Raw genomic sequence first — 3,641 nt, 5'->3', positions numbered from 1 at the left:
GTCGCCAACGCTCCGCGTTGACTCCCTCCTCCGCCTTGCGATCGCACGCACCAGACCCCGCTCTCTGATCCGGCCTGATCCAAACGCCAGGCCCTCGCCTTCCTCGCGGACGTGGCGGCCCGAGAGGCCCAGATGCCGACCGGCCTCGGCGGCGGCTGGACCTTGCGGCAGAGATCCACGAGACGAGCCCTAGCCGCTACCCGTCCGGTTTTGCGACAGAGCCGCGGACGAGCCCTAGCCTGTTGGAGCAGGTGGAGTCAGCCGAGATAGGGATGCTCGCGGTGCTCCAAGAAGTGGTGGAGCCTGAGCCTCTGAGTGTGATGCATCGGAAGTTGGCCCAGCTCGTCGGGAGGGACGAACTGTAGCTCCGAGGACTCGTCCGAGATCGCCAGCTCGCCGCCGACGATTCGCGCGGTGAAGCAGACGTTGAACTGTCGGCGCACCTCGCCATCCGAGTAGGCGATGATGTGCTTCGGGTCGGTGTACGTGCCGACCAGTCCGGTGACCTCGACGTCCAGGCCGGTCTCTTCCTTGACCTCGCGGACGGCGGTGCCGGGAAGCGAGTCGGTGAGGTCCATGCCCCCGCCGGGTAGGGCCCAGAGTTCGTTGTCGCGTCGACGCTGCAGCAGGATGTGCCCCTGCTCGTCGGTGACGACGGCCGACGCCGCGACAACCATGCTGTTCGGCTCGGGTGCGCTCGGGTCGTCGTAGTACTCGGTTCGTCCCATGGTCACCCCTCGTGCTGCACGGGGGTCGCTGTGGACCACACCGCGTCGAAGCTCTCGGCGTAGGTGTCGAACATGCCGCCTTCGCCGCTTCGCCGAAGATGCCACACCGGGGCCCCGTACGCGTTGACCCCCCAGACATGGGCGTTGACCAGCAACTGATCATCGGCGCGGTAGAGCGAGTTGTAGAGCGTTGTGGCGTGGGTCCGGATGTCGATGCCGGACACGCCGATCAGGGGCCGGTAATGCATGAGCGCCAGTTGGCAACGGGACTCGATGCCGTGGCCGAACCTCTCCTCCTGGCCGCGCGCCCGAACGTTCTCACTCTCCGCGTCGCCCACCGCGATCCGGATCACGCAGCCGTCTGCGGCTCGCTCCCGGAAGAGTTCGTTCAGTCGGGGGTACGCCTCATGCAAGAAGACAGCGGCGTAGACCAGCACGTCAATGCGCTCGCGTGCCTGGGCCAACATGTCCACGAACGCTGACACGGGGACGTCCGCCCTCTGCTCATAGAGCGTCACGAGTTCCGGGCTTATCGCTCGCGCCGCGCGCGCCTGCCGGAGTGCCGGCCAGAGTGCGTGCACGTCTTCTCCTAGGGTCTCTGCCGCCCGCATGGCCGTGACCCGGCGTGGCGTACGACTGAGATTGACCCACCGTTCAACGGACTTGGGGTCCACATCGACCTCTGTCGCGAGGGCGGCGTACGTCCAGCCTCCGTCCGCCATGACGGTACGAAGTCTCTCGTTCGGCATGAGTCTCCCCCTGATCCTTGGGACGGCACTAGGGACGTTCTATCTGACGTGGGACGTCCCGAAGTGGGGTTTGGTGGAGGTTCCTCCGTCCGTCTGGCCGACGCGATGATCCCGGAAAGCGTCTGCGGCATCGAAACGGAGCGGCACAGGTGATGACTACACACAATGCAACGCCCTTGCCGGATCTAGACCACCCGCAGTCCCGACCTGGCATCGGCGATGTGGCTAAGGACGTGGCCAATGGGCGTATCGGCGTGGTCATGGGTGAGGTAGGCGGTCGTGTGCAGCTGCGGCCGATGCGAGGTGGCGTCGAGTGGGAGGCCATGCCCGGCGACGTCGTGGTGCCCAGGGCGCGGGAAGAGCTGAGCGCGCGCCTGGATGTGAAGAACAGCAACAGTCGGTCGGGTCTGTGATGCGCGTCGTGGGCCGGTACGCGGGGGTGCTGTCCATCATCTGCATCAGCGGCTCGTGCGGCCTGGTGCTCGGCATGGCCCTGGGCGCCAGCCAATCGACCGGTTCCCCTGGACGGGTGCCAATTCCATGGCTCCCCCGTTCCCGTCCAGGGGGACCTTCCACACACGCCTCCTGGCCGCCTATGAGCTGAGCTCGGTGGCCGGCAGCGACTACCGATGATCTCCCGCCCTCGGTCTTCCCGCCGCAATGGGTCGTGACGGGGAGACCGAGGGCGGGTTGCACCACGTTCGTTGACAGCAACTACAAGGGAGCATCGATGGGTTGGGGAACCGGTAAGGGCGGAAGCGGCGGCAACGGTCAGCACTCGGGCGGCAAGGACCCGGGTACCTCGAAGCCGTCGCCGGACACCAAGTCGCCCAAGCCCGAACCGAAGCACAAGAAGGACTGAGGCCGTGACCACGGATGATGAGGCGGCTGAGCAGATCACGATGCGTGGTCTGCTCGGCGAGGTCACCGCGGATCTCGGCGCGCCCTTGGCGCGGGTATGGGAAGAGGCGTTCTGGGCGGTGCCCCGGCACCGGTTCCTGCCGGAGCGTGTGTGGCTCGGTGACGACCTGTATCCGTGCGACCGGAGCACTGATCCGGGCGGATGGCTGAGTGCGGCCTACGCGGACGACTCGGTGGTGACCCAGATCAACGACGGGCACGCCCCTGCCGTGTCCGGGTCATGGGCGTCGTCTTCCGCCTCCGCCCCCTCGATCGTGTTCCGCATGCTCGACATGCTGGAGGTGAAGAGCGGGCAACGGGTGCTGGAGGTGGGTACGGGAACGGGCTGGAACGCCGGTCTTCTCGCCCACCGCCTCGGAGCGGACAACGTGACCACGGTCGAGGTGGATCCGGTTCTTGCCGTACAGGCGGCGCTGAATCTCAAGAAGGTGGGCCTGGAGCCTGAGGCGATCTGCGGTGACGGCGCGGCCGGTTACCCGGCCTCGGCCCCGTACGACCGGATCATCGCCACCTGCTCCGTGCGGGAGGTACCCCGCGCCTGGACGGAACAGACCCGTCCCGGTGGGGTGATCCTCACGCTGTGGGAGACCCCGTGGGTCTGCTACGGCCTGGCACACCTGGTCGTGGACGCCGGTGGCGAGGCTTCGGGCTGGTTCCACCCGCACTCCGCGTTCATGCTGATGCGCAACCAGCGCACAGACCTGCGGATTTTCCAGGACGTGGTGGGGGATGACCACGCGCCTGATGAGTCCTCGACTGGTCTGTCTCCGTGGGCGGTCACGGGCAACGACTTCGCTGCCCAGTTCGCCATCGGCCTCCAGACGCGGGACGTGTGGAGGTCCTGGCACGACGACCCAGCCGTGGACGGAGTGGCCTCGCGGCTCTGGCTCGCGACCACGGACGCCACCTCGTGGGCGGCGGTCGACTGGGACGGACGGAACGAGGACCGGTGCACGGTGTGGCAGTACGGGCCGCGCCGGCTGTGGAGCGAGGTGGAGGCGGCTTATGCCTGGTGGCACAACGTCGGCAGGCCGGGCCCGGAACGCTTCGGCCTGACCGTGAAGCCCGACGGCACGCACGCGCCGTGGCTCGACCGGCCCGACCAGATGGTGCCCGCTATGGGCTGACCTGCGAAACGAAGGATCGGAGCAGGCCCCGAGGGGCGGTGCGTCGGACGAGCGACCGCCCCCCCCACCGGGGGGGTTGGGTTATCTGCCCGGTGAGTGGGGGTTGAAGAACACGC

The 3,641-nt window shown here is 67.5% G+C and carries 5 protein-coding genes; 3 read left to right on the top strand and 2 right to left on the bottom strand.

What is annotated here, in order from left to right; genetic code table 11:
- Positions 1 to 257: 257 nt before the first annotated feature.
- Positions 258 to 728: an NUDIX domain-containing protein gene (locus ACFWRO_RS29975; RefSeq protein WP_384515489.1), complete on the bottom strand. Its 471-nt coding sequence runs from the start codon at positions 726 to 728 to the stop codon at positions 258 to 260.
- A gap of 2 nt (positions 729 to 730) precedes the next feature.
- Complete coding sequence (locus tag ACFWRO_RS29970; RefSeq protein ID WP_384515487.1) at positions 731 to 1,477, bottom strand: XRE family transcriptional regulator; 747 nt, start codon at positions 1,475 to 1,477, stop codon at positions 731 to 733.
- A 152-nt stretch (positions 1,478 to 1,629) separates the two neighbouring features.
- Here ACFWRO_RS29970 and ACFWRO_RS29965 point away from each other — a divergent pair, with 152 nt between their 5' ends.
- The 3 genes from ACFWRO_RS29965 to ACFWRO_RS29955 all read left to right on the top strand — a co-directional run bounded on the left by ACFWRO_RS29965 (position 1,630) and on the right by ACFWRO_RS29955 (position 3,525).
- Complete coding sequence (locus tag ACFWRO_RS29965; protein ID WP_384515484.1) at positions 1,630 to 1,890, top strand: hypothetical protein; 261 nt, start codon at positions 1,630 to 1,632, stop codon at positions 1,888 to 1,890.
- A gap of 317 nt (positions 1,891 to 2,207) precedes the next feature.
- Complete coding sequence (locus ACFWRO_RS29960) at positions 2,208 to 2,339, top strand: hypothetical protein (RefSeq protein ID WP_384515481.1); 132 nt, start codon at positions 2,208 to 2,210, stop codon at positions 2,337 to 2,339.
- A gap of 4 nt (positions 2,340 to 2,343) precedes the next feature.
- Positions 2,344 to 3,525, top strand: coding sequence for a methyltransferase domain-containing protein (locus ACFWRO_RS29955; RefSeq protein ID WP_384515478.1), 1,182 nt, complete (start codon positions 2,344 to 2,346; stop codon positions 3,523 to 3,525).
- Positions 3,526 to 3,641 lie beyond the last annotated feature (116 nt).

The organism is Streptomyces sp. NPDC058579, from assembly GCF_042718575.1.
GTDB lineage: Bacteria > Actinomycetota > Actinomycetes > Streptomycetales > Streptomycetaceae > Streptomyces.
Note: the sequence above shows the minus strand (reverse complement) of the source record. Positions and strands in the feature narration are given on the sequence as shown.

Coding starts and splice junctions, on each gene's coding strand:
- ACFWRO_RS29960 (WP_384515481.1), top strand. CDS start 2,208: ATGGGTTGGGGAACCGGTAAGGGCGGAAGCGGCGGCAACGGTCAGCAC.
- ACFWRO_RS29970 (WP_384515487.1), bottom strand. CDS start 1,477: ATGCCGAACGAGAGACTTCGTACCGTCATGGCGGACGGAGGCTGGACG.
- ACFWRO_RS29965 (WP_384515484.1), top strand. CDS start 1,630: ATGACTACACACAATGCAACGCCCTTGCCGGATCTAGACCACCCGCAG.
- ACFWRO_RS29975 (WP_384515489.1), bottom strand. CDS start 728: ATGGGACGAACCGAGTACTACGACGACCCGAGCGCACCCGAGCCGAAC.